Source organism: Mesorhizobium sp. P2_C7 (assembly GCF_056404515.1).
Map to the genome: position 1 here is coordinate 162,249 of NZ_JBFUDW010000012.1, position 23,577 is coordinate 185,825.

At 60.9% G+C, this 23,577-nt stretch carries 27 protein-coding genes and 2 tRNA genes; 18 read left to right on the forward strand and 11 right to left on the reverse strand.

Features of this window, described 5'->3' with window-relative positions; all coding sequences use genetic code 11:
- Positions 1-549: 549 nt before the first annotated feature.
- Positions 550-774 (forward strand): hypothetical protein, encoded by a 225-nt coding sequence (locus tag AC1D2G_RS23875; RefSeq protein ID WP_477417040.1) that lies wholly within the window; start codon positions 550-552, stop codon positions 772-774.
- Between the two features lie 184 nt (positions 775-958).
- Positions 959-1,123 carry a hypothetical protein gene (locus AC1D2G_RS23880; RefSeq protein WP_477417042.1) on the forward strand — a complete coding sequence of 55 codons (165 nt, stop codon included), beginning with the start codon at positions 959-961 and terminating at the stop codon, positions 1,121-1,123.
- Positions 1,124-1,281: 158 nt separating this feature from the next.
- Here the strand turns inward: AC1D2G_RS23880 and AC1D2G_RS23885 are convergent, their stop codons facing one another.
- Entirely contained in the window at positions 1,282-1,815 is a 534-nt protein-coding gene (locus tag AC1D2G_RS23885) for a DUF2867 domain-containing protein (RefSeq protein WP_477417044.1), read from the reverse strand.
- 237 nt (positions 1,816-2,052) lie between these two features.
- Here AC1D2G_RS23885 and AC1D2G_RS23890 point away from each other — a divergent pair, with 237 nt between their 5' ends.
- Together AC1D2G_RS23890 and AC1D2G_RS23895 are read left to right on the forward strand one after the other, a co-directional pair.
- Positions 2,053-2,358: a hypothetical protein gene (locus tag AC1D2G_RS23890; RefSeq protein ID WP_095081959.1), complete on the forward strand. Its 306-nt coding sequence runs from the start codon at positions 2,053-2,055 to the stop codon at positions 2,356-2,358.
- A 321-nt stretch (positions 2,359-2,679) separates the two neighbouring features.
- Entirely contained in the window at positions 2,680-2,844 is a 165-nt protein-coding gene (locus tag AC1D2G_RS23895; protein ID WP_477417046.1) for a hypothetical protein, read from the forward strand.
- A 126-nt stretch (positions 2,845-2,970) separates the two neighbouring features.
- On the opposite strand, the gene AC1D2G_RS23900 is transcribed toward AC1D2G_RS23895, so the two are convergent.
- The gene (locus AC1D2G_RS23900) at positions 2,971-3,264 is read right to left on the reverse strand and encodes a hypothetical protein (RefSeq protein ID WP_457154481.1); all 294 of its coding nucleotides are present in this window, start codon (positions 3,262-3,264) and stop codon (positions 2,971-2,973) included.
- A 9-nt stretch (positions 3,265-3,273) separates the two neighbouring features.
- Between AC1D2G_RS23900 and AC1D2G_RS23905 the strand changes: the two genes are divergently transcribed.
- Positions 3,274-3,501: a hypothetical protein gene (locus AC1D2G_RS23905; protein ID WP_477417048.1), complete on the forward strand. Its 228-nt coding sequence runs from the start codon at positions 3,274-3,276 to the stop codon at positions 3,499-3,501.
- Positions 3,502-3,650: 149 nt separating this feature from the next.
- Positions 3,651-3,926 carry a hypothetical protein gene (locus AC1D2G_RS23910; protein ID WP_457154479.1) on the forward strand — a complete coding sequence of 92 codons (276 nt, stop codon included), beginning with the start codon at positions 3,651-3,653 and terminating at the stop codon, positions 3,924-3,926.
- A gap of 343 nt (positions 3,927-4,269) precedes the next feature.
- Here the strand turns inward: AC1D2G_RS23910 and AC1D2G_RS23915 are convergent, their stop codons facing one another.
- From AC1D2G_RS23915 to AC1D2G_RS23925, 3 genes are all read right to left on the reverse strand, one after another.
- Positions 4,270-4,563, reverse strand: coding sequence for a hypothetical protein (locus AC1D2G_RS23915; RefSeq protein ID WP_477227429.1), 294 nt, complete (start codon positions 4,561-4,563; stop codon positions 4,270-4,272).
- 62 nt (positions 4,564-4,625) lie between these two features.
- Positions 4,626-4,775 (reverse strand): hypothetical protein, encoded by a 150-nt coding sequence (locus AC1D2G_RS23920; protein WP_477304232.1) that lies wholly within the window; start codon positions 4,773-4,775, stop codon positions 4,626-4,628.
- A 104-nt stretch (positions 4,776-4,879) separates the two neighbouring features.
- Positions 4,880-4,954, reverse strand: a tRNA-Asn gene (locus tag AC1D2G_RS23925).
- A 224-nt stretch (positions 4,955-5,178) separates the two neighbouring features.
- On the opposite strand from AC1D2G_RS23925, the gene AC1D2G_RS23930 reads away from it, so the two are divergent.
- The 5 genes from AC1D2G_RS23930 to AC1D2G_RS23950 all read left to right on the forward strand — a co-directional run bounded on the left by AC1D2G_RS23930 (position 5,179) and on the right by AC1D2G_RS23950 (position 9,372).
- Positions 5,179-5,436 carry a hypothetical protein gene (locus AC1D2G_RS23930; protein ID WP_457154476.1) on the forward strand — a complete coding sequence of 86 codons (258 nt, stop codon included), beginning with the start codon at positions 5,179-5,181 and terminating at the stop codon, positions 5,434-5,436.
- A gap of 462 nt (positions 5,437-5,898) precedes the next feature.
- Positions 5,899-5,972, forward strand: a tRNA-Cys gene (locus AC1D2G_RS23935).
- A 90-nt stretch (positions 5,973-6,062) separates the two neighbouring features.
- Positions 6,063-6,731 carry a protein-L-isoaspartate O-methyltransferase family protein gene (locus tag AC1D2G_RS23940; RefSeq protein ID WP_477303950.1) on the forward strand — a complete coding sequence of 223 codons (669 nt, stop codon included), beginning with the start codon at positions 6,063-6,065 and terminating at the stop codon, positions 6,729-6,731.
- Between the two features lie 180 nt (positions 6,732-6,911).
- Positions 6,912-8,303 carry a TolC family outer membrane protein gene (locus tag AC1D2G_RS23945; RefSeq protein ID WP_457153486.1) on the forward strand — a complete coding sequence of 464 codons (1,392 nt, stop codon included), beginning with the start codon at positions 6,912-6,914 and terminating at the stop codon, positions 8,301-8,303.
- A gap of 217 nt (positions 8,304-8,520) precedes the next feature.
- Complete coding sequence (locus tag AC1D2G_RS23950; protein ID WP_477417050.1) at positions 8,521-9,372, forward strand: PopZ family protein; 852 nt, start codon at positions 8,521-8,523, stop codon at positions 9,370-9,372.
- Positions 9,373-9,430: 58 nt separating this feature from the next.
- On the opposite strand, the gene AC1D2G_RS23955 is transcribed toward AC1D2G_RS23950, so the two are convergent.
- On the reverse strand, positions 9,431-10,063 hold the full coding sequence (locus tag AC1D2G_RS23955) for a bleomycin resistance protein (RefSeq protein WP_477417052.1): 633 nt from the start codon (positions 10,061-10,063) through the stop codon (positions 9,431-9,433).
- A gap of 203 nt (positions 10,064-10,266) precedes the next feature.
- On the opposite strand from AC1D2G_RS23955, the gene AC1D2G_RS23960 reads away from it, so the two are divergent.
- The 5 genes from AC1D2G_RS23960 (at position 10,267) to AC1D2G_RS23980 (ending at position 17,925) form a co-directional block, all read left to right on the forward strand.
- The gene (locus AC1D2G_RS23960; RefSeq protein WP_477417054.1) at positions 10,267-10,548 is read left to right on the forward strand and encodes a hypothetical protein; all 282 of its coding nucleotides are present in this window, start codon (positions 10,267-10,269) and stop codon (positions 10,546-10,548) included.
- A 117-nt stretch (positions 10,549-10,665) separates the two neighbouring features.
- Positions 10,666-13,449, forward strand: coding sequence for a valine--tRNA ligase (locus AC1D2G_RS23965; RefSeq protein ID WP_477417056.1), 2,784 nt, complete (start codon positions 10,666-10,668; stop codon positions 13,447-13,449).
- A gap of 357 nt (positions 13,450-13,806) precedes the next feature.
- Positions 13,807-15,084: an OmpP1/FadL family transporter gene (locus tag AC1D2G_RS23970; protein ID WP_477417058.1), complete on the forward strand. Its 1,278-nt coding sequence runs from the start codon at positions 13,807-13,809 to the stop codon at positions 15,082-15,084.
- Between the two features lie 290 nt (positions 15,085-15,374).
- Complete coding sequence (gene ilvD / locus AC1D2G_RS23975; protein ID WP_457150635.1) at positions 15,375-17,099, forward strand: dihydroxy-acid dehydratase; 1,725 nt, start codon at positions 15,375-15,377, stop codon at positions 17,097-17,099.
- A complete protein-coding gene (locus AC1D2G_RS23980; RefSeq protein WP_095087686.1) occupies positions 17,086-17,925 on the forward strand; it encodes a tetratricopeptide repeat protein in 840 nt (279 codons plus the stop codon). Before ilvD ends, AC1D2G_RS23980 begins: the two co-directional genes overlap by 14 nt.
- A 43-nt stretch (positions 17,926-17,968) precedes the next feature.
- Here the strand turns inward: AC1D2G_RS23980 and AC1D2G_RS23985 are convergent, their stop codons facing one another.
- The 5 genes from AC1D2G_RS23985 to erpA all read right to left on the reverse strand — a co-directional run bounded on the left by AC1D2G_RS23985 (position 17,969) and on the right by erpA (position 20,448).
- Positions 17,969-18,286, reverse strand: a complete 318-nt coding sequence (locus tag AC1D2G_RS23985) for a hypothetical protein (protein ID WP_457150636.1) — start codon at positions 18,284-18,286, stop codon at positions 17,969-17,971.
- Between the two features lie 88 nt (positions 18,287-18,374).
- Positions 18,375-19,169, reverse strand: a complete 795-nt coding sequence (gene xth, locus AC1D2G_RS23990) for an exodeoxyribonuclease III (RefSeq protein ID WP_477417060.1) — start codon at positions 19,167-19,169, stop codon at positions 18,375-18,377.
- Positions 19,170-19,186: 17 nt separating this feature from the next.
- The gene (locus AC1D2G_RS23995) at positions 19,187-19,582 is read right to left on the reverse strand and encodes a VOC family protein (protein WP_477417062.1); all 396 of its coding nucleotides are present in this window, start codon (positions 19,580-19,582) and stop codon (positions 19,187-19,189) included.
- Position 19,583: 1 nt separating this feature from the next.
- Positions 19,584-20,096, reverse strand: coding sequence for a hypothetical protein (locus AC1D2G_RS24000; protein WP_477417064.1), 513 nt, complete (start codon positions 20,094-20,096; stop codon positions 19,584-19,586).
- A gap of 4 nt (positions 20,097-20,100) precedes the next feature.
- The gene (gene erpA, locus AC1D2G_RS24005; protein ID WP_027024881.1) at positions 20,101-20,448 is read right to left on the reverse strand and encodes an iron-sulfur cluster insertion protein ErpA; all 348 of its coding nucleotides are present in this window, start codon (positions 20,446-20,448) and stop codon (positions 20,101-20,103) included.
- An 86-nt stretch (positions 20,449-20,534) separates the two neighbouring features.
- Here erpA and AC1D2G_RS24010 point away from each other — a divergent pair, with 86 nt between their 5' ends.
- On the forward strand, positions 20,535-21,749 hold the full coding sequence (locus AC1D2G_RS24010) for a deoxyguanosinetriphosphate triphosphohydrolase (RefSeq protein ID WP_457150640.1): 1,215 nt from the start codon (positions 20,535-20,537) through the stop codon (positions 21,747-21,749).
- Between the two features lie 63 nt (positions 21,750-21,812).
- On the forward strand, positions 21,813-23,570 hold the full coding sequence (gene argS, locus AC1D2G_RS24015) for an arginine--tRNA ligase (protein ID WP_477417066.1): 1,758 nt from the start codon (positions 21,813-21,815) through the stop codon (positions 23,568-23,570).
- Positions 23,571-23,577: the final 7 nt, after the last annotated feature.

Genomic DNA, 23,577 nt, shown 5'->3' on the forward strand with positions numbered 1-23,577 from the left:
GGATCAGGAATAGCCTCCGTTGCGGAGGCTCGTTGGCTGATCGTCGTGCAAAGGCTGCGGGCCCAGACCGCCGGCCGGTGTTTTTCACTGTGGTTCCTGATTACGAAGGAATCAATGCGAAGCGCAACCGCGACTGGAAATCTACGTTCGATCGACGCTAGACGGCTGGGCTGGGACTTCAGTCTTAGTCCAGCCAATAGGCTTAATTGCTCGGTTGCTATTGTGCCCATAGTTTAGGCAGCGCGGGGGACGTCCAAACCAAAAACCCGCATTGGCCGGTGTGGTCCGCCACCCCAAAGAGCCCAACCGCACCGGCCATTTCCCTAACAAGACGCGGCCGGGCGCCGACACCCTCAGACGCCTATGGTTTGATCGCGGAACCTCCGGGCTTACGCGCTCGTTTGCCCTGTGCTGGCTTGATCCCCAGCACTCCATAAGACCCTGGCCCGCTGCCGAAAGGTGGCGGGCTCTTTTGCCTGCAAGTTTGGTGGCAGCGTCCCAACCGCCCTGCTATGTTCCCGTCTGGTGGGTTAGTTGGGAGTTCCGATCATGGACACGATGCAGGTGATAGGCGACACCCTCATGCGGATCGTCACGCCAGAAATGACACCGAAGCAATTGGTCAAAGCGGCTCGGAAAGAGCACCCAAAAGCCTCGAAGAAGGATATCGCCAGGGCCGCATTCTTCTCGATCATTGCCCATGCAGACGAGGACCACGGCAAGGCAAAGAACCTACAGGCGTTCGCCATTGCCGAGCGTATTAACGGCAGCTAGAGAGCTAAAAAGAAAGCCCGGTTTGACGCCGGGCCTTGGGAGGATCGATTGGGAACCCCGAAGGGGGGAGGGATCGATTGAACCCCCTTCAGCGCTTACTAATCTGCATCGCTATTGTGGCGCCCGCGTGAAGCGAACCAAGCGCTGTGCTAGACGCCACCGACGGGTAGGCTATATTTTAGCGATGCCTGATACGCCCGTAACGACCTACATCGTCAGCGTGCTCGAGAAGCCGCATTGGCGAACGGTGATGACAACCAAGGACAAAGCCAAAGCTTTGGGCATGGCGAAGGAGATCGGCGACAAGGTCAGGATCGAAGAGATAATGCCGAAGGTGAAACGGCGGTAGGCTTTGTTGAGTGAAGATGGTGAGAAGTCTAGCCCGCACCTCCACCGTGATTGCAACTATAGCTGCCGCTATCGTGCTGACATTTATGGCAGCTAAGAGATTTGAGTTACGGCGCCCAAATACGATCGAGGCTCATATCGAGAGGAACATCTGAGGCGCTACGCCAGGGGCGCGGACTTCCTCAGTGCGCAGCGTGCCAGGTTGGCCCTGACCACGAGGTGATGAAAAGGCCTGATCGCGTTGAGATAGGTGAAGCCCAAGGCATTGTGGGTATGCACAACGGTTGTTGCGATGAGCAACGTGCCTATTGGAGAATGGCGTCGGAGCAGAGATAGCCGGAAGTCCAGGTGTCGGTCATCCGTTCCGAGCACAATTTCGTCCTTGCCCTCCCAGTGCACCGGGAAGAAGTCCACCCGTTGATGGCTGTCCCGGGACGTCCTGACCGTACCGGAGGTTTTGATGCCAAAGGGCGTAACAATGGCGTCGCGCAGCGCGATCAATGCCTTTTGCCACGCCGGTGGATTGACGAGTGTCCGCGTCGCCAGCTCGCGCATGCTCGACTGTTCCGATGCACTCATGTCAATGCTGTAGCTATCGAGTAAGCTGGCGTTCTCGTACCAGCCCGCAACGACACTTTCCGACGGTGGCGTCGTCCGGCGTACMTGCGGTTGGCGGTCTAAACCCATGCTCATGATCGTGTCACCTATTCAAGGGGCCATCAACTACGGGGGTGAAGACGAGGCTTATTCAAACTCAAACCACGAAGAGGCGCTAGGGTCTACGGCGCTTAGAAATGGCCTGCAACAGATCTTTCGACCATCGATGACATAGAACGCATGCGTCCTTTGGCGAGGCCAAAGGCAGAGGGCTTTTCATATCGGTTGGTCAAGTCTACACCATCAGTCGGGCGAAAACGCTGGTGGGGCGCCATGAAGCCGATCGCGATTGCAATTCCGTTACTCTTCCTCGTGGTGCAGGCTCAAGCGCAAGAGCGCAGGGATATCGCCGGCCTGAGTTGCGCCGAAGTTCAGGCACTACTGAAGCAGGACGGCACCACCGTCATTCGCTACCGCTCCATATTCAACCTCAGCCTGACGCGCTACGACCTCTATGTCAGCGGGCAGAAGCAATGCGGTCCTGGCGAGGTGGCTACTGGCGCAGGCGTGCCGACGACCGACACAGATTATTGCCCGGTCCATAAATGCATTGCGAGCAATCTCTTCGTGGCAAGGTAGCCGGCCAGGTCGAGAAGCTGAAATATCGACCGGCTCGTGATCGCCGGCCGGTATTTTTCACTGTGATTCCTGATTACGAAGGGATCAATGCGAAGCGCAACCGCGACTGGAAATCTACGTTCGATCGACGCTAGACGGCTGGGCTGGGACTTCAGTCTTAGTCCAGCCAATAGGCTTAATTGCTCAGTTGCTATTGTGCCCATAGTTTGGGCAGCGCGGGGGACGTCCAAACCAAAAAAGCCCGCAGTGGCCGGTGTGGTTTGATGCCCCCAAGAAGCCCCAACTGCACCGGCCATTACTCTAAGGATGGTGCCGTTTAAGATGACAGATAAGCCGGTGACGACCTACATCGTCAGCATGTTCGAGAAACCGCACTGGTGCACTGTTCTAACGACCAAGGACAAGGAAAAGGCGTTCGCGCTAGCCAAGGAGATCGGGGACAAGGTTAGGGTTGAGGAGATCACGCCCAAGCCGAAAAAGCGCTAGAGCCTTCAGTGTGGTTTCGGTCGGTTGCTCATGTAATCCATGGCCACGACCGCGACGAACGACAAAACGACGATGGCTGTTCCACCTGCCCAAATAACAGACATTTTGCCTCTCCCCAGGGCGATCCTACGCCCAGTGAGGTAGCGCCGCAATCACGACAGGCAATGGTGGTAAAATGCGAGAAGCGCGGGAACAAAATTTCGCATCTCTCGTTGAAAATGCCGGCCGGATGCCTGTCCAAAGTCCATGTCCGGCTTGTGTCAAAGGCCCGTTGCCGTGCCCTGGCAGCGGGCCGCTGGCACTGGCGAGGTTGTCAAAAATCGCGTCCATCCGAAGATTCTTGATCGGACCGGTTTCGTAGTGAATCCCCTGTTTGTTCACGGCACAAGCCATGACGATTGCGAGGCCGAGAATGAGCATGGAGGCGACGTGCTGGACGAAGCGCACGACGGCTGGGACGATGACGAGTATGAACTTGGCTGGACGGAACATGTCGACCAGCGCAAGGCAGTCATCGTCGATCAGAACACCTGGAACCACCCCGAAGGCGAGCCGCTGCTCGGCTGGTGCGAGAATCACGGCAAAGGCGTCATGCTTTGCGAACCGGCAGACGATCGCGAAGGCGACGATGAGCGGGAGCAGCCCGACTTCTACTGAAACCGAAACCAAGTTTCGAATTGGCCCGCTGCTTCGGTGGCGGGCTCTTTTTACTGGCACTGTTCGCCGTCGTTGCCGACAAAAGGTGATTTGACGTTACGTTAACTGGGCGCAATCATATCGGATTGTACAAGGGTGAGGGCGTTTCAATGAAACTCATTGTCTTTGGCGTAGCAATGGTATTGGCCGCCACCGGAGCAGCTGTTGCGAAAGAGAAGAAAAAAGTGGCCACAGCTCATCAGGCTGCAACCTCGTGTTCTACACCTCATATGAAGGCTGGCAGCAAGCCGACCCCGAAACTGGATTGTAAATCGACAGGCACCGTGGTTGCGCGACAGCCAAATGGGGCAAACTTCCTGGATCATTATAATCCGCGCTTAGGGTATGATGACACCAGTCCGTGGTTTCAAACTGGCTATAATTGACTGCGGCTTCGGCTTCCGGGCCTTTCTTTATCCAGCGACGCGGCCAGCCCGCTGCCCTAAGGTGGCGGGCTTTTTATTATTGGCTCCGCCGACTTACTGCGAGTGTTTTGGGTGGTCCCCACATACCGCCTGTAAAACTGTTAGAACCGGCGATCTGCAAGACGTTCACCTCTCTTTGATATTTTTTTCCGAACCAACCTTCATATTCGATCTGAATCGGAAACTCGGCCTGCGCGATCCAAAAGCTTTGACGCAGATCTCTATGGGTTAGACCAAAAGAAAAGGACGTCCGAGCACCGTTGTCGAGGAGACGGATCACCCTGGAAGGCTCGAAACAAGCCAACTAAAGGCCCTTGTTCTCGTCGTTGGCTCCGGCACCAAGCGCCGCCTCAAGCGCTTTCTGATCGCTAATGAATAGCTTGATATTCTTTGCCGGGATCGATCCGGAGTTAAGGATTACCAGGTCGTACGCGATAGCCTCGTTGCCGCCGTGGTGCGTCTCAACCATCGCCGTGATGATTGGGCGAAACTGACGTCGCCAGAAATGCAGCGACAGTCCAAGGGCCATCACCGTCGCGAATACGCCGGCGACGTTGAGCCAGTCCACGCTGACCAACCAGTAGATGAGAGATTTCACTGCCCCACCCCCTTTTGTCGCGCGGGCCTGCCGATAGTTGCAGGAAAGGTTTGGCACCGCAATCAGCCGGCGAGGGCGCGGCCGACTGCTATCCCGACGCCGATCGTCACGTTTCCTGCCAAGCGAAACGCCCAGGCCATCGCAGTTGGGCGCCAATTCCATGTCGGCTGGGCTCGCAGCAGGCCAATCAGTTCATCAAAAACATAGTCCATGGACGTTCTCTCCTTCAGCGCCTAGCGAAGTCGAGTTGCGTACCTATACCGTACCTATCGCCAAAAATGGCGATTTTGCAGATTCGGTAAGTGCTTGGAAAAGTTGGCTCCCCGGGCCGGATTCGAACCAGCGACCAACCGGTTAACAGCCGGTTGCTCTACCACTGAGCTACCGGGGAACAGAGGCTCTCATGTGAGTGGCGCAGCCTATAGCAAACCCTTTTCCGCTTTGCAAAGAAGCATTTCGCATTTTTCCGAGGCTTTTTCGCTCAGGCGTTTCTCGCAATCGTTCGCGGATGCCCTCATATTAGCCGTCTTGCTGGGGATATGGAACCGAAAGCGCGGTTGCGGCTTAGATTCAACGGTGCTCCTGAACGGTCAAAAGGGTTAATCTTTCGAGACGATGACAGCACAAGACAACCAGATGCCGGCGCGGAAAATCTCGGTTTTCGGGCGTGAGTTCAAAATGCCGCGCTCGCGCGGGCTCAGAATCACCATGGGCATCGTGCTGACCATCGGCGGCATTCTGGGTTTCCTGCCGATCCTCGGCTTCTGGATGGTGCCGCTTGGATTGCTGGTGCTGTCCTATGAATTCGCCATGGTCCGCCGCCACCGGCGCCGCTTCGTTGTCTGGTGGGAACGGCGCCGCCGGCCGGATTGAGGCCGACAGCGCCCGGTCTCAGCGCCCGGCGTGCTCCTCCAGCGCTTCGCGGATCTGCTTGAGAATCGCAGCCGCCGAGGCGAGCTTTGCCCGGTCACGCGGCAACAGGCTGCTCGCGCTCCCGATGCACAGGCGGTCAATGGCTTAGCGCAAAAGCTCTTCGCACTGCGGCAGCGACAGGCCGGACGCCGCATTCATGTCGTCTGCCTTGCCTTTTGCTGCCGTTGTCCGACGCATGGCATGTCTCCCGCCATGTTCAACGTATGGGCTGCTGAATGAGTTTCTTCCGGCGTCGAGCCATGCTTAACAAGCAGCTAACGTATCGTCGTCAGGCCCGGGCCTGTGATTTGACGGGACGCTGCCCAAACCGGCGAGAGGAAACCGTTCGGAATGCACGGGTGGCCGCTTGACGGCATTTTCGCCGCAACCTATTGGAACCGGGTGGAACGCCGGGAGCAATGAGGCCTCGTGGCGGAGTGGTTACGCAGAGGACTGCAAATCCTTGCACCCCGGTTCGATTCCGGGCGAGGCCTCCAATGCCCGGGCCCCCGCGCAGCAGCGCTGGGGCCTGAAGTTCCGATCGTAATGAACCGCGGTTCTGGCGCGGCAAGCGGATTGGTTGGAACATGAGCGCTGATTTCTCCGAGCTTCGCGTCAAGATGGTCGACGGCCAGGTCCGCACCACCGATGTGACCAGCGCGCCTTTGCTCGAAGCGATGCTTGTCGTGCCAAGAGAAATCTTTGTCGGGGCCGAACAGCGCGATCTCGCCTATATCGACGAGGACATCCGCATTGCCGCCGGCGCGGACGGCGCGCGCTATCTCATGGAAGCCTCGCCGCTGGCCAAGCTCATGCAACTGGCCGAGATCAGCCCGGCCGATTCGGCGCTCGATGTCGGCTGCGGCACCGGCTATGCCTCGGCCGTGCTGTCTCGGCTGGCGAAGTCCGTTGTGGCGCTCGAAAGCGATTCGGCGCTGGCTGAGACCGCTAGATCGACGCTTTCATCGCTCGGCTGCGGTAATGTGACCGTTGTCCACGGGGCGTTGCCGCAAGGACATGCGGCCAAGGCGCCCTATGACGTCATCTTCATCGGCGGCAGCGTCGCGGACGTGCCGGCACCGCTGCTCGACCAGCTTGCCGAAGGCGGCCGACTCGTTGCTGTCGAAGGCCAGGGCAATTCCGGCGTGGCCCGGCTTTTTTTTAAAGCGGGGGGGGTTGTAACCGGAAGACGCGCATTTAATGCGGCAATTAAGCCACTACCGGGATTCGAACGTATTCGCGCCTTCGAATTCTGAATGATTTTGCCTTGCAGGATAGGCGTTGTCATGGTCGCTTGTGTTTGAAATCGTTGCTGATCCGCAAAACTGGGGGCACTTTGGGGCTGAGCAGCAGGGAACATTGAACACGCGGCGCCGGCTGCTCAAGAAGGAGAAGCCGGCGTGGCGTGGTTCCCATGGACAACGAATGAGGGATACATGGTCCTGCCTATACGCAAGAGTCTTTTCGCCGCCGTCCTCGTTTCCGCGACCGCGCTTTCTCCATTCTCGGCCTCGGCGGAATCCATCCTCGGCGCGCTGGCAAAGGCCTATCAGTACAATTCTTCGCTTAATTCGGCCCGGGCCGGCGTCCGCGTCACCGACGAGAGCGTCGCCATCGCCAAGTCGGGATGGCGCCCGACCATCAACGGGTCGGCGGACATCGACTACTCAAGCAGCCATCTCAACGGCACGAACTCAAGCGTGCGGCTGACCACCGGCAATTTTGGCGTCCAGATCAATCAGACGCTGTTCGACGGTTTTCAGACCAGGAACAATGTCGCCGCCGCCGAAGCGCAGGTCCGCGCTTCTGTCGAAACCCTGCGCAACACCGAAGAGAACACCCTGTTCAGCGCGGCGCAGGCGTATATGAACGTGATTCGCGACCGCCAGATCGCCGTGTTGACCGAGCAGAACCTGCAATTCCTGACCGAGACGGCGCGCGCGGCGCGTTCGCGTTTTGAGGTTGGTGAAGGCACGCGTACCGACGTCGCGCAGGCCGACGCTTCGCGGGCCGCCGCCGTGGCATCGTTGAGCGCCGCCCGCGCGCAAGCCTTGTCCAGTGCCGCAAGCTATCGCCAGATCGTCGGCGACGAACCGGGCAAGCTCAAAGCCGCTTCCCCGGTGGCAAAACTGTTGCCGTCGAGCCTCGCAGTTGCCGTCGAGGTGGCCGCGAACGAGCACCCGGCCATCCTTGCCACCCAGCATCTGGTCGACGCGGCTGCGTTTTCGGTGAAGTCGGCCGAAGGCGCGCTGCTGCCGCAGCTGACTGCAAGCGCAGGTGTTTCGAGCGATTATCGCAATACTGTACCGGGCGTCTTCGCGTCGCAGGACGGCACTACCAATTCGGCCAACATCGGGGCCACGCTGAGCATCCCGATCTATTCCGGTGGCCGTAAATCGGCGATTGTGCGCCAGGACAAGGAATCGCTCAGCCAGGCCCGCATCGAGGTCGACGTCAGTCGCGACCAGGTGCGCCAGGCCGTCACCGCCGCCTGGACCGAGTACACTGCCGCGCAGCAACAGCTCACGGCCAACAAGCAAGTGATCGAGGCCGCGAAGCTAGCACTGAGCGGCGTCATCGAAGAACGCAATGTCGGCCAGCGTACCACGCTCGATGTCCTCAACGCACAGGCGACGGTCATCACCGCGGAGATCAACCAGGCTGGCTTTGAACATGATGTGGTGGTGGCGAGCTATGCCATCCTGCAGGCGACCGGCCGCCTGTCCGTCGACCGCCTTGGCTTGCAGGTGACGAAGTACAGACCTGAAGAGCACTACAACGCGGTCAAGGACAAATGGTTCGGCCTGCGTACGCCGGACGGCCGCTGAGAGGTTCGGCTCGGACTTTTCGGTCCCTCCTGCCTGAGCCAGCTCTTTGGCTCCACTCCCCGTTGGTTCGGTATCTGGTCTAATCTGTTGAAATCCCACAAGTCCCCAGATTGGGGATTCTCGTGCGGCGATCCGTCGGTTACGCTGGCGTCATGATTCGATCCGGCTTTGCCGGAGCGGAAATCTGCAACGGGTCACAAGGGCGGCGGATGTGACGATGGCGACGGCAAGCAGCGCACAGCGCGAACCTTCCATGGAAGAGATACTGGCTTCCATCAGGAGGATCATCGAGGACAGCGACGGCGGCCGCAAGCAGCCGGGCGACACCGACGAGCTGCGCCAGGACCTGGAGCCGGCGGCGAGCGCCGGTGCAGTTGCCGACGTCGAGGCATTCCGAGCCGACCTGCAGGCCCCAGAGATCAAGAAGCCGGTGACGCTGGCGGAAGTCCAGGCACAATTGCCGGCAGTCGAGCCGGTGATTACGCGGATGGAAACGCCGGTGCGCCCCGAGCCCGTCCCGGCAAAGCCATCGATGACACTTGCAGAAGTCAGCGCCCGGGTCGCCGCCGAGCCGACCCCGCCGGTCATGGCCGACGCGCCGGAAGCGCGTCCTATTGCCGACTCGCTGGCAGTGCGCCCTGTCGCCGACGCCCCCGTAGCCGATTGGCGGCGCGAGATCACCGCTGTCGGCGAGCAAGCCAAAGCGGTGCCGGACAAAGGCGAGGCCCTTAAGTCGGTTGTCCAGCCGCCGGTGGAGGCTCCGAGGGACGAGCCGACTGCCGAAGCAGCCACCGAGCCGTCTCATCCGGGCGCAAGCGTGGTGCGACCGGCGGTGGCCAGCGATGCGCCGCGTCCGGCCATCGTTTCCGAGCACACGGGCAGGCAGGTTGCTGCCGCCTTTGGCGAGCTTTCCGATGCGTTTGCCAGCCGTAGCAAGAAGACATTCGACGAGATGGCCGAAGAGATGCTGCGGCCGATGCTGCAGGATTGGCTCGACAACAATCTGCCGACACTGGTCGAGCGGCTGGTGCGCGAGGAGATCGAGCGCGTGGCGCGCGGGGCGCAGTAGTCTCACGTGCCATCACCCTCGAAACGCCGCCCGCGAGGCGGCGTTTTTGTCGACTAGGTCAGCCCGCGCTGGTCGCGAAGCAAATGAGGTTGTCGTCGGGATCCCTGACGATGAACGTGCGGGCGCCCCACGGTTCGGTTCGCAATGTCTGGTGGAACGGAGCCTCGGCTGCCTGAAACTCCAGGAACAGCGCCTTGATGTTGTCGAGTATGATCGTCGCCGCCAGCAGGTCATCGGCCGAATTGGCGGCCAATGGCGGCTTGTCGACATGGCGCAGGTTGAGCCGCGCGCCATCGCGCATAATCTGGGCGTAGAAGGGTGGCTCGCCATAGGTGAAGCGCGTCTCGAAGCCGAGCTTTTGCCGGTAGAAATCACAAGCCGCTGCGATGTCGCAGACAAAGAGCTGTGGCTCGGCAAAGGCGAGATGCGGTTTTGCTGCGTCTGGTGCTGCACGATCGGTCACGGTTCGAAGGCCTTCCTTCAGCGCCTGCCAGCTCTCGAAACCTGACTTCCTGGCGACGAGTTCCTGGGCATCGGCAAGCTTGAAGCCGTGATCGAGGATCTGGCTGTCGCTGAGATCGCGAAAACGCGGCAAGAGCCATCCAATCACCGCGGCGACGGGATAGTACCGCTCGCGATGCCATTTGAGATAGAGCTTGGCCTGTTTCTTTTGGTGTTCGAGGGTCGGCATGGGCGCACTGCGGGGTTGAGGTGGCGTAGGCGGGCAATGCCCCTCCGGCCGGAAGCCGATGCGCCCTACAGCAGCGTTGGCAGCGTAGGATGGCTGAGATCAGTCGTCAAGGATCCACCCTTTCAAAGCCATGTGCAGCTGTTATTCTTGCGCGATGGATAGAAGGCTGACTTACAGTTATCGATTGCGGGCAAAAGGTTCCAATGCTCACGGACGAGAAATATCTGAAGATCGTCGACGACCCGATAGTCCTTTACTTGCAGGTTAAGCAGTTCGTTTCCAAGAATGGTCTCCAGAAAGAAATGAAGCATCCGGCTGCCGATCGCTATCGCGAATGCACTGGAGTTGCACTCGCCCATGCATTTTGGCTCCTGCAAGTGCGCCGTTCCGACTACGGCCCTGACTGCCCGGCCTGCGGAAAGCCTTACCGCACGCAAATGGCGAAGTTTTGTGCCGAGTGTGGACACGGCCTTCCGTTGAAATGAACACGGCCACGCCTATTTGCCTGTAGTGATCCAAGGCAGCCCCTGCGGTTGACTTGGCCAAAACCTTCCGATTTACACCGGACCAGCAAAACTCCCGACAGCGCGGACCATTTTCCCATGCTTGAAAAGACCTACGACGCAAAAACCGTCGAGCCGAAGATCGCCAAAGTCTGGGAAGACGCCGACGCGTTCCGCGCCGGCGCCGGGGCCGGGGAGGGGGCGGAAGCCTTCACCATCGTCATCCCGCCGCCGAACGTGACCGGCTCGCTGCATATGGGCCACGCGCTCAACAACACGCTGCAGGACATATTGGTGCGCTTCGAGCGCATGCGCGGCAAGAACGTGCTGTGGCAGCCGGGCATGGACCATGCCGGCATCGCCACGCAGATGGTGGTCGAGCGCCAGCTGATGGAAAAGCAGATCCACCGCCGCGACCTGACGCGCGAGCAGTTCATCGAAAAAGTCTGGGAGTGGAAGGACGAATCGGGCGGGGCGATCTTCAACCAGCTGAAGCGGCTCGGCGCCTCGGCCGACTGGTCGCGCGAACGCTTCACCATGGACGAGGGCCTGTCCAAGGCGGTGCTGGAAGTGTTCGTCACGCTCTACAAGGAAGGGCTGATCTACAAGGACAAGCGGCTTGTGAACTGGGATCCCAAGCTGCTCACCGCGATCTCCGATCTCGAGGTCGAGCAGCACGAGGTCAACGGCAATCTGTGGCACTTCCGCTATCCCATCGAGGGCGAGGTCTTCGATCCGGAAAATCCGAAAACCTTCATCACCGTGGCGACGACGCGCCCCGAGACGATGCTGGGCGACACCGCCGTCGCCGTGCACCCCGACGACGAGCGTTTCCGGCATCTGGTCGGCAAGAACATCGTCCTGCCGATCGTCGGCCGCAAGATCCCGGTGGTGGCTGATGAGTACTCCGATCCGGAGAAGGGTTCTGGTGCGGTCAAGATCACGCCCGCACACGACTTCAACGATTTCGAGGTTGGCAAGCGCCACAAGCTGCCGGCGATCAACATCCTCACCGTCGCGGCGGCGATAAGCCTCAAGGACAATGAGGATTTCCTCGCCGGTCTCGAGGTGACGCGGGAGCGGCAGGCAGTCTGGGATGAACTCAACGGCCTCGACCGCTTCGTCGCGCGCAAGAAGGTCGTCGAGCTGATGGAAGAAGGCGGCTTCCTGGAAAAGGTCGAACCGCATCGTCACGCGGTGCCGCATGGCGACCGCGGCGGCGTGCCGATCGAGCCGTTCCTGACCGAGCAGTGGTATGCCAACGCGGCGGAACTGGCCAAGCCGGCGATTGCCTCGGTGCGCGAGGGGCGCACCAACTTCGTGCCGAAGAACTGGGAAAAGACCTATTTCGACTGGATGGAAAACATCCAGCCCTGGTGCATCTCGCGCCAGCTGTGGTGGGGTCACCAGATTCCGGCCTGGTATGGGCCGGACGGGCGCGTCTTCGTCGAGAAGACCGAAGAAGAGGCGCTGGGTGCGGCGATCGAATATTATCTGGCGCTGGAAGGGCCATGGAAGGCCTGGGTCGAAGACAAGCTCGAGAACTTCAAGCCGGGCGAGATCCTGATCCGCGACGAGGACGTGCTCGACACCTGGTTTTCGTCGGCGCTGTGGCCGTTCTCGACGTTGGGCTGGCCGGACGAGACGCCTGAGCTGAAGACCTACTACCAGACCGACGTGCTGGTCACCGGCTTCGACATCATCTTCTTCTGGGTCGCCCGCATGATGATGATGGGCCTGCATTTCATGGACGAGGAGCCGTTCCACACCGTCTACGTCCATGCGCTGGTGCGCGACAAGAACGGGCAGAAGATGTCGAAGTCGAAAGGCAACGTCATCGATCCGCTCGACCTCATCGACGAATACGGCGCCGACGCGTTGCGTTTCACCCTGACGGTGATGGCGGCGCAAGGCCGTGACGTGAAGCTCGATCCGGCGCGCATCGCCGGCTATCGCAATTTCGGCACCAAGCTGTGGAACGCGACGCGCTTTGCCGAGATGAACGAAGTCGCGCGCAATGATGATTTCTGGCTCAACGATGCCAAGCTTGCGGTCAACCGCTGGATCCTCACCGAACTGACACGGGCGGCGCGCGAGATCACGGACGGCATCACCTCATACCGCTTCAACGAGGCGGCTGGGTCGGCCTACCGGTTCGTCTGGAACCTGTTCTGCGACTGGTACCTGGAACTCCTGAAGCCGGTGTTCATGGGCACGGATGAGGCGGCCAAGGCCGAAAGCCGCGCCTGCGTCGCCTTCGTGCTCGACGAGATCTACAAGCTCTTGCATCCGATGATGCCGTTCATGACCGAGGAACTTTGGGCGCAGACCGCTGGCGAAGGCAAGGAACGCGCCTCGCTGCTGTGCCATGCGGCGTGGCCGTCGCCGGACTTCGAGGACGCCGACGCTGCCGCCGACATCAACTGGCTGGTCGATCTCGTCTCGGGCATCCGCTCGGTGCGCTCGGAGATGAACGTGCCGCCGGCGGCGATCGCGCCGCTGGTCGTGGTCGGCGCCAACGAGGTGACCCGCGAACGGCTCGTTCGCGAGGACTCGGCGATCAAGCGGCTGGCACGGGTCGGCGACATCTCGCTGGCCGATGTCGCCCCAAAAGGCTCGGCGCAGATCGTGCTCAACGAGGCGACGATCTGCCTGCCGCTTGGCAGCCTGATCGATCTCGCCGCCGAAGCGGCACGGCTGCAGAAGGAACTGGCCAAGGTGACCGAGGAAATCGCGCGCTTGCACAAGAAGCTGTCGAACGACCGATTCGTCGCCAGTGCGCCGGCCGAGATCGTCGATGCCGAGCGTGAAAAGCTCACCGAGTACCGCGACGCGCAGGACAAGCTTTCGGTGGCGTTGACGAGGGTTCGCGACGCTGGTTGAGGGCAGATTCGTGGCGCCTCGGCGGCTTCAAAATCAGACCTTCTTGCCTCGAAAATAGGCATTCCGCTGCGTTAATGTTGACGTAAACGGAAAGTTTTGGCCCCATTGTTGCCATAATGTAACAATGGGGCCCTGAATCCCCAAAAACATATATTTTTGAGCCTTTTGGGCGGATTTTTCTCGCGTTTTGAGGGCGGCACACACTCCGGAGGCGGCTTTTTGGCCTAACGGCGGTGGCTTGTTTTGTGTCGAAAATGCGCTTGGCGAACATGTACATGTACTCCCCAGGAATTCGTTATTGCACCGTTAACCCGAATTGGTTCTAGCTTGCCGCACTCGAATTCGGGGAGGACATTCATGACTATTTTGCGACATAAAGCACTGCTGGGGGCGGGGTGCTTTTCGCTGGCTTTGATCGGGACGGCGTTGAACTCGGCGCATGCTGGCGGCCTAGAGCGCGGCGGCTACGACATCGACTTGCTGTTCGATCCGGCGCAGGTCACAGGCGAGCTTTCCGGCACCTATGTGATGCCGCAACGAGACCTGAAGAATGCAACGGATACGGATCCATCTGACGGCAATCTCAATGCGCTGGGCAAATCCAGCACGGCGCGCGATACCGAAAGCTATTGGGTGCCCTACGGCGGCATCAAGATCGGCATGGGACCGGTCGATTGCCTGGGCGACTACTCCCAGCCAATCGGTGCATTCAGCAATCCTGGTGCGAACTGGGCGGGTGCACAAAGCAATGTCGAGACGAAGGTAGAGAGCAAAGCCTTCAGCGCGACCTGTTCTTACAAAATGGACCTCAGCAAAGGTCAGTTTCGCTTCATCGGCGGCGTGTTCCATGAGGACGTTTCGGGTTTCAAGGAACAGTTGGTTGCTCCCATTCCCGCCTTTCTCGGCACAGGCATTGGCCGCCTTGATCTCCAAGGAGATGGATGGGGATGGCGTGCCGGTGTCGCCTATGAGATCCCGGACATCGCCTTGCGCGCCAGCCTGGTCTACAATTCGTCGGTCAAGCTCGACAATTTGAGTGGAACGCTTGATTTGACCCAGGTGCCTGGGCTTATCAATCCCGCAAATCCGCTTCTGGGCAACGTCACTGACGTCTATGGTTCCTCGCAGGTTCCGGACTCTGTTGAACTCAAGCTTCAGTCAGGCATCGCTCCCGGCTGGTTGGCCTTTGGATCCATCAAGTGGGTGAATTGGAGCGATCTGCAGAGCATTCCGTTTTGCCCGACCTCAACCCAGGGGCTCATTGCCTGCACGACGACCAGCCCTGTGCGCGCCACCTCGCTTGACTTGCTCTATCGCGATGGTTGGACGGTTTCCGGTGGCATCGGCCACAAATTCAACGATCAGTGGAGTGGGGCGGCGGTTCTCACCTGGGATCGTGGTACGACCACCGGCCTGAGCGCGCAGACCGACACCTGGACGGTGAGCRGCGGCGTGGCCTACACGCCGACCCAGAACATCGAAATTCGTCTCGGTGGCGCGCTGGGCGTGCTTACCAGCGGATCGATCCATTCGGTCGTCGGCAGTGACGGCGTTACCTACGGTACCGAATACACCGCAGACTTTGGCAATGATCTTGTTTCGGCGATCTCCACTTCCTTGAAGGTCAAGTGGTAACCATCTGAAGTGAAAAGAAAAAAGGCCGGGCATTGCCCGGCTTTTTTTGTTTGGGCCGGCGCCGTTTGGGCCCTGGCATCCAAGCTACGTTGCAGATAAGCCGCAGCGCTTTCGCCTCGTGCGATTGTGACGTTTTGGCAACACTTTCTGAACAACCCCTGCGCTAGAAGTCAGGCTAGGGAAATTGCCCATTTCCCGCCATAAACCCGGCGCACCTCGATCTTGTCTCGGGACACGCGCCAAAAGGCTCGGCGATGGGGCAGGCCGCACCGCCCGCGGCAAGGAAGAGTATGGACGCCAAAGTTATTTCCAAGGCCAAGCTCCCGAGCCGCCATGTGACCGTCGGTCCGGCGCGTGCACCGCACCGTTCCTATCTCTATGCGATGGGATTGTCGGCGGCCGAGATTGCGCAGCCGCTCGTCGGCGTCGCGTCCTGCTGGAACGAGGCAGCGCCCTGCAACATTTCGCTGATGCGCCAGGCGCAAGTGGTCAAGAAGGGCGTCGCGGCCGCCAACGGCACGCCGCGCGAATTCTGCACCATCACCGTCACCGACGGCATCGCCATGGGCCACCAGGGCATGAAGTCGTCGCTGGTGTCGCGCGAGGTCATCGCCGATTCAGTCGAACTCACCATGCGCGGCCACTGCTACGATGCGCTGGTTGGGCTGGCCGGCTGCGACAAGTCGCTGCCCGGCATGATGATGGCCATGGTGCGTCTCAACGTGCCGTCGATCTTCATCTATGGCGGCTCGATCCTGCCCGGCAGCTATCGCGGCCGCCAGATCACCGTGCAGGACGTGTTCGAGGCGGTTGGCCAGCACTCGGTCGGCACGATCAGTGACACCGAGCTGCTCGAAATCGAGCAGGCGGCCTGCCCGTCGGCCGGCTCGTGCGGCGCCCAGTTCACCGCCAACACCATGGCCACCGTTGCCGAGGCGATCGGCCTGGCGCTGCCCTATTCCTGCGGCGCGCCGGCGCCCTACGAGATGCGCGACCGTTTCAATTTCGCCTCGGGCGAAAAGATCATGGAACTGATCGCCAAAAACATCCGGCCGCGCGACATCGTCACGTTGAAGGCGCTGGAAAATGCGGCGACTGTGGTTTCGGCCACCGGCGGCTCGACCAACGCCGCACTTCACCTGCCGGCGATCGCCCACGAGGCCGGCATCAAGTTCGATCTGTTCGACGTGGCGAAAATCTTCGAGAAGACGCCCTACATCGCAGACCTCAAGCCGGGCGGCAAATATGTCGCCAAGGACATGTTCGAGGCCGGCGGCATTCCGCTCCTGATGAAGACGCTGCTCGACCACGGCTATTTGCATGGCGACTGCATGACGGTGACTGGCCGTACTTTGGCCGAAAATATGGAGCACGTTGCCTGGAATGAACATCAGGATGTGGTCCGCCCGGCCAACACACCTATTACCCAAACCGGCGGTGTCGTGGGGTTGAAGGGAAACCTCGCCCCCGAAGGCGCGATCGTGAAGGTCGCCGGCATGTCGGAGTTGAAGTTCTCCGGCCCGGCGCGCTGTTTCGATTCGGAAGAAGAATGTTTCGAAGCGGTGACGAAGCGAGATTACAGGGAAGGCGAGGTGATCGTCATCCGTTACGAGGGGCCGCGCGGCGGCCCAGGCATGCGCGAGATGCTGTCGACGACGGCAGCCCTCTACGGCCAGGGCATGGGCGGCAAGGTTGCGCTGATCACCGACGGGCGCTTTTCGGGCGCGACGCGCGGTTTCTGCATCGGCCATGTCGGGCCCGAGGCAGCGGTGGGCGGCCCGATCGGGCTGCTCAGGGATGGTGACGTGATCTCGATCGACGCCGTGAACGGCACGATCGATGTGGCGTTGTCCGATAGCGAATTGGCGGCGAGGGCAAAGACCTGGAAGGCGCGCACGACCGACTATCAGTCGGGCGCGATATGGAAATATGCACAGACGGTTGGGTCGGCGCGCGATGGCGCGGTCACCCATCCGGGCGGTGCGAAAGAAACACATTGTTATGCGGACATCTGAGTTGTTGAGGTCGTCTGTCTTTTCGGCACTGGTCGTGTTCGCCACTTTTGGCGCGACCTTTGGCGCCGTGGGCCAGGCCATGGCCTTTGACGACAAGGTGTTCGACGACAAGACCGGCGTGAAGCCGCAATCCAGCCCATGGGCGGTGTTCCAATTCGGCTTTTCCGCCTACAAGAACGGCCACAAGGAACAGGCCGCCGAGGCCTATAAATACGCCGCCGAGAACGGCCAGATCGGCGCCACCTGGAAGCTTGCCCGCATGTATGCCGAGGGCGACGGCGTGGCGCGCGATGACTATGAGGCGTTCAAGTTCTTCTCGGAGATCGTCGACCAGGATGTCGAGCCCGGCTCGCCCGAGGAAAGCTATGTCTCGGACGCGCTGGTGGCGCTTGGCGATTATCTGCGCAAGGGCATTCCCGGCAGCCCGGTCACCGAGAACGAGGTGGCGGCCCAGGAATATTACATGCGCGCCGCCGCCAACTACCGCAATCCGAACGCACAGTTCGAGATGGGTCAGATGTTCCTGAAGGGCGAGGGCGGGGTGAAGGCCAGCGTCAAGCAGGCCGGGCGCTGGTTCCAGCTTGCCGCCGAGAAGGGCCATGCCGGCGCCCAGGCGACGCTCGGCCATTTGTTGTTCCAGAGCGGCAAGATCGTTCGCGGCCTGGCGATGATGACGGCTGCGCTTGAACGCGCTTCGCCGGCCGACCAGCCGTGGATCCGCGGCATGCAGGAAGAGGCATTTGCCACCGCCGGCGAAGCCGACCGCCGCACCGCGATCTCGCTGGCCGATGACATCCTCACCAAGGGCGGCAGCGCGGACCAGTAGGCTCGCGGCCTGCGCTGGCCTTACCAGAGGTGCTCGATTTTGATCAATTCTCGGTCGGTTCCGTCGGCACCATGCTGGGGGCCGGCGTTGAGATCGGCGTCACATGGAGATGCGGCGCCATCGTGTTTTCAGGACAGCTGTCCCCGACCTTGGTCCACGACGTGTTGTTGAGCACCATGTCGCAGCGGGCAAGATGGCTCTGGTCGGCGACCGTCAGGCAGGCGACCTGACCAACCGAATACGATTTTCCATTGGCAAGACATTCGGGGGCGGCGAAAGCCGGCACGACCGCGGCCATGGCAAATGCCAAGCCGATCGGACAAAGAACAATTCGAATGCTCATGGGAACCCCGGCCGCCATGATGATCCCCCATCATGCGCCGGAATGTGGCCATATGAGGTCAAATGCCTGCGTGTCCGGCGTCAGGGCCTGCTGGACAGGGTCTCCGTCAGGTCGGCTGCAGCGCGAGGTCGATCGCCACCGGCACGTGGTCGGACGGCTTTTCCCAGGCGCGCACATGCTTTTCGATCGAGGCCGCGGAAAAGCGGTTGGCGGCTTCCGGCGACAGCAGCAGATGGTCGATGCGGATGCCGTTGTTCTTCTGCCAGGCGCCGGCCTGATAGTCCCAGAACGTGTAGGTGTCGGGCCTGTCGGTGACCGCGCGGACCGCCTCGGTGAAACCAAGATTGAGCAACCGGCGGAAAGCCTGCCGCGTCTGCGGCTGGAACAGCGCATCGCCCAGCCAGTTCTCCGGAAACCTGGCGTCGATCGGCTCGGGAATGACGTTATAGTCGCCGGCCAGAACCAGGGCCTCTTCCAGCCTCAGCCGCTCCTGTGCCCAGCGCTCCAGCCGCTCCATCCAGGATAGTTTGTAGGGGAACTTCTTATCGTCATCGATCGGATTGCCGTTCGGCAGATAGAGCGAGGCGATGCGCAACGCGCCCTTGTCGGTCGAGAAAACGCCTTCGATGAAACGCGCCTGCTCGTCGGCATCGTCGCCGGGCAGACCACGATTGACCTCGTCGAAGCGCAGTTTCGACAGGATGGCGACACCGTTGAAGCCCTTCTGGCCGTGGGTCTCGACATTGTAGCCAAGCGCCTCGATCTCGGCGCGCGGGAATTGGTCGTCGACCGTCTTGATCTCCTGCAGGCAGACGATGTCGGGCGCGCTTTCGGTCAGCCAGTGGGTCAGGTTGCCGATGCGGGCGCGCACGCCGTTGATGTTCCAGGTTACGATTTTCATGGCGGTCTCGATGCTGTTCAGTGGGGTTCTTGCGGCGGATGGCGTTCGACCAGGCCGATCGTATTGCCTGCCGGGTCCTTTAGAAAGGCCATCCACTCGCTTTCCCCCGCCGGACCGAACTGACCTTCGGTGTCGTTATGGACGAGCGTCGGCGACGCGGTGAAGGGGACGCCCGCGGCTTTTGCCTCGGCATGGAAATGGTCGAGGCCTGACATGTCGAGATAGACGGTTCCCGCCGGTACGCCGTCGGTGAACAGCAAGCGCACATCGCCGGCCATGATGAAGGCAATGCCCGGCGGATCGAAGCGCGCATGCACGGCCATGCCGAGCACTTCGCGCCAGAACGCCAGCGTTACGTCGAGGTCACGTCCGGCCGACAGCGCGATCTGGCGGACCGCACCGACACGGCCCATGTCACTGATCCTCAAAGGGCTGTTGTTCGGCATATTCGGCGAGAATCTGTTCGATTGCTTTCCGCAGATGCGGTGCCTCTTCTCGTGTGGTGCGTTCGTCCATCCAGTCGCAGGCGTTGTAGAGGTCGCCGAGCCAAGGTGGAAAGTCGTATCTGACTTCAATCGGCGCCACCATCAGACAAATCTGCATGGGTTCGAGATCGCCATCCAGGTAACTGCGAATGCGCCTCAGGAACAGCGTCCGGGCTATCTGGTGGGCTGCTCGGGATTTGCGGTCGAATTCGGGAAAGGCGCGGAGAACCAACGACGTTAGATGCTGTCGGGGCTTGCCCCCACTGGCGGGATTGCGTGGATTCAATCGCACAAGCTGGATGTAGTCGGAATCTTGGGCATAGGACAGGGGTGCCGCGTGACGGCCTGCCCAACCAACGATATCCGCATCGGTAATTGCTTCCATCTCGCGGGCGAGAAGAACCGTAACCGGATCCTCATGGCCCTTGAGAAGCGGTCTCATATCTTCAAATGCTGAAGCTCGTGCCGCAGCCGCAGGAGGCGACGGCGTTCGGGTTCCGGATCTGGAACGACTGGCCCATCAGGTCGTCGACGAAGTCGATCACCGAGCCGCCCATATAGACCAGCGACAGATCATCGATCAGCACCGTGGCGCCATCCTTCTCGATGGCGACGTCGTCGTCGTTGCGCGTGTCGACCAGGTCGAACTTGTAGGAAAAGCCGGAACAACCACCGCCTTCGACCGAAACGCGCAGCGCCGTCTTGCCAGCTTCGCCAGAGACAATCTTGGCGATCCGCCTGGCGGCGGCCTCGGTCATGTCGACTTTCATGGCAGTCTTGGCATCCGCGCCCATGGGCGTCACCTTGCTTTCGGTTTCACATGATAGGTATGAAGCGCGAGCGGCCAAGTCAACTAGACCAATCAATTGCGGCATCGATCATGACCAACGAGTTGGGCGACATCGGATTCGGCTATCGGCCACGCGCCGCCTATGCCTGCGATCCGGCAAAGTCGCGCGGGCGGCTTTTCGATGAGGTCGAAAGCCCGACCCGCACGCCGTTCCAGCGCGATCGCGACCGCATCATTCATTCGACGGCGTTCCGGCGGCTGAAACACAAGACGCAGGTCTTCATCGCGCATGAAGGCGACCACTATCGCACACGTCTGACCCATTCGATCGAAGTGGCGCAGATCGCGCGGGCGCTGGCGCGGGCGCTGCGCGGCGACGAGGACCTCGCCGAAGCCGTCGCGCTGGTGCATGATTTCGGCCACACGCCGTTCGGCCACACCGGCGAGGACGCGCTGAACGAGAAGATGGTTGCCTGGGGCGGGTTCGACCACAATGCGCAATCGCTGCGCATCGTGACGAGGCTGGAGGCGCGCTACGCCGAATTCGACGGGCTCAACCTGACCTGGGAAACGCTGGAAGGCCTGGTCAAGCACAATGGACCGCTGACCGATGGCAATGGCCAGGGCCTGAAAGGGCCGGTGCCGCAGGCGATCCGCGATTATTCGGAGCTGCACGATCTCGAGCTGGACCGGTTTGCCGGCATCGAGGCGCAATGCGCGGCGATCGCCGACGATATCGCCTACAACACCCATGACATCGACGATGGTTTGCGGGCAGGGGTGCTGACGCTGGACATGCTGGAGACGGTCTCGCTGCCGGGAACGATCCTCAAGGGCGTGCGCGCCCGCTATCCGGCGCTCGATGACGTGCGCACCGGCCACGAACTGATGCGGCGCCAGATCACCGCCATGGTCGAGGATGTCATTGTTTCGACCACTGCCAATCTGGACCGGATCAAGCCGCAGAGCGCGGACGCGGTGAGGGCAGCCGGGGAGACGATGGTGACCTTTTCGACCGAAATGGCTGCCTTCGAGAAAGAACTGAAGGCCTTCCTCTACAAGCACCTCTACCGGCACGCGGAGGTGATGCGGGTGCGCGCCGACGCCGAGCAGATCGTCAGGGACCTGTTCGACGTCTATTTCGCCGACCCGCGCGCCATGCCTGACGGCTGGCGAGAGGGGCTCGATCGGGCCGACGATCGCATCAAGGCGCGCAGCGTCGCCGACTTCCTGGCCGGCATGACCGACACCTACGCGCTCAAGGAACATCGGCGTTTGTTTGACCGCACCCCGGATTTGAGCTAGGGCGGGCTCGATTTTGCCGGCCAACGAGCCGGATTCGCTACAAAGCCGCCAGAGCCAGTCCAAATGAACATCTTCGCCGATTTCACCGCGCGAATCATAAAAGCCGTCGAAGCGCTTGATCTTAAAGACAATGATGGCGTTTCGCCGGACCTGTCGCGCATTGCCGTCGAGCCGCCGCGCGACGCCAGCCATGGCGACCTGGCGACCAATGCGGCGATGGTGCTGGCCAAGCCGACCGGCCAGAATCCGCGCGCGCTGGCCGAAAGACTGGCGCAGGCCCTGCGTGGGGACAAGGATGTTGCCGCCGCCGAGGTCGCGGGGCCCGGCTTCGTCAATCTCAGGCTCAGGGACGGTTTCTGGCAGGCGCATCTGACCGCGCTGCTTGGCGAAGGCCGCAACTATGGCCGCTCGACGGTTGGTGGTGGCAGGAAAACCAATGTCGAATATGTCTCGGCCAATCCGACGGGCCCGATGCATGTCGGCCATTGCCGGGGCGCGGTGGTTGGCGATGCGCTCGCCAACCTGATGGCCTTCGCCGGCTACGACGTGACCAAGGAATACGTCATCAACGACGCCGGCTCGCAGATCGACGTGCTCGGCCGTTCGGCTATGCTGCGCTATCGCGAGGCGCTCGGCGACGATATCGGCGAGATTCCGGCAGGACTTTATCCCGGCGATTACCTGGTTCCTGTCGGCGAGGCGCTGGCCAGGGAGTTTGGCCGCTCGTTGCTGGAGATGCCGGATGACGAGGCGCTGGCCATCGTCAAGGACCGCACCATCGATGCGATGATGGCGATGATCCGCGAGGATCTGGCTATGCTCAACGTGCATCACGACGTGTTCTTCTCGGAACGCACGCTGCACGCCGACAACGCCAAGAAGATCCGCTCGGCAATCAGCGACCTGACGTTGAAGGGTCACATCTACAAGGGCAAGCTGCCGCCGCCCAAGGGAGAGAAGCCCGACGACTGGGAGGATCGCGAGCAGACGCTGTTCCGTTCGACCGCCGTCGGCGACGACATGGACCGGGCGCTGGTCAAGTCCGATGGCTCGTTCACCTATTTCGCCGCCGACGTCGCCTATCTCAAGGACAAGATCGATCGCGGCTTCGTCGACCTGATCTATGTGCTCGGCGCCGACCATGGTGGTTATGTCAAGCGGCTGGAGGCCTTGGCGCGCGCGATTGCCGGCGACAGGGTGAAGCTTACCGTGCTGCTTTGCCAATTGGTGAAGCTGTTTCGCGAGGGCGAGCCTGTGCGCATGTCGAAGCGGTCGGGTGATTTCGTGACGCTGCGCGAAGTGGTGGAGGAGGTCGGCCGCGACGCGATCCGCTTCATGATGCTCTACCGCAAGAACGATGCGCCGCTCGATTTCGACTTCGCCAAGGTGACCGAGCAGTCCAAGGACAATCCGGTGTTCTATGTGCAGTACGCCTCGGCCCGCTGCCATTCGGTATTCCGGCAGGCAAGCGAGCAACTGGGCGAGGCCAATTTCGACCGCAACAGCCTGGCGTCCGCCGTGACCTTGCTGACCGACGAGGGCGAGATCGGCCTGATCCGCAAGCTTGCAGAATATCCGCGTTTGATCGAGTCGGCGGCACTTGCGCTGGAGCCCCACAGGCTGGCATTTTACCTTTATGATCTGGCTTCTAGTTTCCACGGACACTGGAACCGTGGCACGGAAAATCCAGACTTACGTTTTGTTAAGGTTAACGACCGACAATTGACGCATGCCAGACTAGGGCTGGTGCAGGCTGTCTCGGACGTTCTGACGTCCGGCCTGACGTTGATCGGAGCCGCCGCGCCCACCGAAATGCGTTAGGTTTGAC